Raw genomic sequence first — 3,667 nt, forward strand, 5'->3', positions numbered from 1 at the left:
GCAGGACGCCGGCGTCGATGACGACCTGGAGGCCGCCGACGGCGACGGTGCCCTTGTCACCCTCGCGCTCCTCGGTCGGCTGGGGCAGCAGCAGCTGGACCCCGAGCGCCTCGAGCGCCTGGTTGGGGTCGGCCGGCAGGCCGGGCAGGTCCTGCGGGGTGCCGGCGGCCTCGAAGCCGTCGGAGCCGTAGCGGAACTTCTGGCCCGCGATCGTGAGCGTGCCGTAGTCGGTCACACCCTTGACCGTCGCCTTCGCACCATCGCTGGTGGTACGCGCGGTCGAGACCATCCCGTCGAGGGTGATGATGCCGCCGAGCAGGCTGACCTCACCGACCACCGAACGCGACACGGCCTTGACCCGCTCCACGCCGTCGTCGTCGGTGCTGCGGGTCACCGTGGAGCTGGCACCCACGCCACCGAGGTCGATCACCGCGGCGAGCTGGGCCGGGATCGGGCACTCGACCTCCTCCTCGGCCGCCTTCGCGCCGCCCTTCTGGCCCTTCTGACCAGTGGTCGACAGCGCGCCGCCGGTCAGCGTGGTCACGGTCTGGTCCACGGTCGAGGACAGCGCCTGGCCGAGGCCGGGGATACCGGGGAACGGCAGGTCGGGCAGACCGGGCAGGCCCGGGATCGGGCCCTCGTCCTCGCCGCCCTCGCCGCCCTCGTCGGCCGGCGCCGCGTCAGGCTGGCCGAGGCGGCAGTCGGTGGAGTAGCCGGCCAGCGCCGTGGTCTTCTCCGCCGAGGCGCTGGTGCGCGAGATGCTGCCGGGGAAGTCCTCGCTGGACTCCGACTCCGGGCCGGCCGGGTGGTTGGAGTTCACCTGGACCGGGTAGCCCTGCTCGGCCATCGGGCCGGCCAGCTCGGGCGTAGCCGAGGTTGAGCTCGGCCTGGGGGCTGGCCGGGATCGGGATGGTCGGCTCGTAGATCTCCACGCGCACCGGCGTCGCCGTCGTGGTGGCGGCGTACCCGGCGAACTCCGGGTCCGCGGCGCGGACCACGGAGCCGACCGACGCTGGGGCCGCGGCCGAGGGCGCCGCCGGAGCAGCAGTGCCGATCGTGACCGGTAGGGCGAAGGAGACCATGGCGGCAGCCGCCAGGCCGGCGCCGGTACGGCGAAGGGTCGAGTGTCGGCCGCTCATGCGGCACCTCCCAGGATGACGTCGGACATCGTCTCGAGGATCTCGCCGGGCTCGCCGGTGGCGACCACACGGCCACCGGACATGACGGCGGCGTAGTCGGAGATCTTCAGCGCCGTGCGGGCGAACTGCTCGATGCACAGGATGGAGACGCCGGTCTCGGTGATCCGACCGACGGTCTCGTAGAGCTCGTCCACGATGAGGGGCGCCAGGCCCATGGACAGCTCGTCGAGGAGCAGCAGCGCCGGGTCGGAGGCCAAGGCCCGCGACATCGCGACCATCTGCTGCTCGCCGCCCGACATGGTGCCCGCGAACTGCTTGCGGCGCTCCTTGAGCCGGGGGAAGTAGGCGAAGGCGGTCTCCAGCACGGCCTCGGCCGGCACGCCGGCGTACGACATCAGCAGGAGGTTCTCCTCGACCGTGAGGTTCGGGAAGACCGAGCGTCCCTCGGGGATCGTGCACAGCCCGAGCCGGGCCAGCTCCTCGGGGCCGGAGGCCTTCACGTGCACGCCGCCGAGGTGGATGTCGCCCGAGGTCGGCTTCTTCTGCCCGGAGATCACCTTGACCAGCGTGGACTTGCCGGCACCGTTGGGTCCCAGCAGCGCCATGACCGCCCCCTTGGGCACGACCAGGTCGACGCCGCGCAGCACCTCGATGCGGCCGTAGGCCGCGTGCAGGTCGACGACCTCGAGGATCGGTACGCCGCTCATGCCTCGGCTCCTTCCCGGACCGCCGGGATGACGAGTGTGTCGTCGGTCACAACCGGCAGGTCGGTCCTAGTGTGCCCGTCCTCCGCGCCGTCCTCGTCGGAATAGCCGAGGTAGGCCTTCTGGACCGCGGGGTCGCGCCGGATCTCCGCCGGGTCGCCGGAGGCGATGATCGACCCGAAGTCCAGGACGTGGATGGTGTCGCAGACCGCCATCACCAGGTCCATGTCGTGCTCGACCATGATCATCGGCACCTTCAGCTCCGAGCGGATGTCGACGATGAACCGGGCCATGTCCTCGGTCTCCTCCTGGTTCATGCCGGCCACGGGCTCGTCGAGCAGCAGCAGGCGGGGGTCCATCGCCAGCGCCCGCCCCAGCTCCACGCGCTTCTGCACGCCGTAGGGCAGCAGGCCGACCGGCAGGGTGCGCCAGGCGGTGAGCTCGAGGAAGTCGACGATCTCCTCCACGCGAGCGCGGTGCGCGAGCTCCTCGCGGCGGGCCCTGCCGACCCAGGTGAGGGCGGCGAGCGGGCCGTAGCCGATGTGCTGGTGCCGCCCGAGCATCAGGTTGTCGAGCACGGTGAGGTTGGCGAACAGCTCGATGTTCTGGAAGGTCCGGGCCATGCCCAGCCGCGCGATCGCGGGCGGCCGCATGCCCACCAGCTCGTGACCGTGCAGCTTCACCGAGCCCTGCTGGGGCCGGTAGACGCCGGAGAGGATGTTGAAGACGCTGGTCTTGCCGGCGCCGTTGGGGCCGATGAGCGCGAACAGCTCGTCGGGGCGTACGTCGAAGGACACCCCGTCCACGGCCGTGACGGACCCGAAGGTCAGCCGCACGTCGTCGACGACCAGGACCGGGTCCACGGCCTTGTCCGGGGCGCTCACGAGGCCTGCCCGACCACCCGCGGCGCCAGCCCCAGGCTGGGCTCGTCGAGCAGCAGGTAGCGCGGGCCCGACATCAGGGCGCGCCCGATCGCGAGCATCTGCTGCTCACCGCCGGAGAGATAGCCGGCGGTCTGCTGCCGGCGCTCGACCAGTCGCGGGAAGAGGTCGAAGACCCGGGTCATGTTGTCGCCGGCGTCGCGGGGCGCGGCGTGGGCGCCGACGCGGAGGTTCTCCTCGACGGTGAGCTCCTTGAAGATCCGCCGCCCCTCCAGCACGTGCTTGATGCCGCGCTTGGCCAGCTGCGCCGGACGCAGGGAGTCCACGGACTCACCGTCCAGCGTGATGCCGCCCTTGCGGATCTCGCCGTGGTGCACGTCGAGCAGGCCCGAGAGGGACCGCAGCAACGACGACTTCCCCGCACCGTTGGCGCCCAACAGCGCCACGATGCGCCCGTCGGGCACCTCGATCGAGACCCCTCGCAGGGCTACGACGACGTCGTCGTAGACCACTTCGAGGTTGTTGACCGCCAGCACGGCACCGCCCCCTCCACCCACTGGCCACCTGTGTGACCGCCATCACGTATGGGCCGTCACCCTCTGACAGGAGCGGGGTGGCGTCAACCGGCCACGCGCATTACTGGGCAGTACGTTGGCAGGCCGCCAAGATCTGGCGTCGAACCTGGTGGCACCGCCGCACTGGTCCAGACCACCTCGGCGACCTCTGGCGGCTCCACGGGGGAAAACCGGTGGCACCCCACCGGGTCCTCCCGCGAGCATGGACCCCGGTGCCGGCACCCGGCGCCGCCCCGAGCGTGAAGGAGCGTGACATGTCGACGACTGTCGCTGGCCTGCCCGCAGACCACACCCACCTCTTGCATCGGAGCACCCGCGTTGACCGCACGGCACGACTGGCACGACCGGTCCGAGGAGCAGTACTCCTC

General features: G+C 71.4%; 4 protein-coding genes. All 4 read right to left on the minus strand.

The features are described from left to right. Positions 1-847, minus strand: an 847-nt coding sequence (locus A6Q79_RS00455; protein ID WP_317695275.1) for a hypothetical protein, incomplete at its 3' end; no start/stop codon positions are given. 288 nt (positions 848-1,135) lie between these two features. Beyond that, positions 1,136-1,846 (minus strand): ABC transporter ATP-binding protein, encoded by a 711-nt coding sequence (locus A6Q79_RS00460; protein ID WP_292604788.1) that lies wholly within the window; start codon positions 1,844-1,846, stop codon positions 1,136-1,138. Further along, positions 1,843-2,727 (minus strand): ABC transporter ATP-binding protein, encoded by an 885-nt coding sequence (locus A6Q79_RS00465; RefSeq protein WP_317695280.1) that lies wholly within the window; start codon positions 2,725-2,727, stop codon positions 1,843-1,845. The genes A6Q79_RS00460 and A6Q79_RS00465 overlap by 4 nt, the downstream gene beginning before the upstream one ends. Continuing rightward, positions 2,724-3,260: an ATP-binding cassette domain-containing protein gene (locus tag A6Q79_RS00470; protein WP_317695283.1), complete on the minus strand. Its 537-nt coding sequence runs from the start codon at positions 3,258-3,260 to the stop codon at positions 2,724-2,726. Before A6Q79_RS00470 ends, A6Q79_RS00465 begins: the two co-directional genes overlap by 4 nt. Between the last annotated feature and the right edge of the window lie 407 nt (positions 3,261-3,667).

Source organism: Aeromicrobium sp. REDSEA-S32_B7 (assembly GCF_001626145.1).
GTDB classification, from domain to species: domain Bacteria; phylum Actinomycetota; class Actinomycetes; order Propionibacteriales; family Nocardioidaceae; genus Aeromicrobium; species Aeromicrobium erythreum.

Coding starts and splice junctions, on each gene's coding strand:
- A6Q79_RS00460 (WP_292604788.1), bottom strand. CDS start 1,846: ATGAGCGGCGTACCGATCCTCGAGGTCGTCGACCTGCACGCGGCCTAC.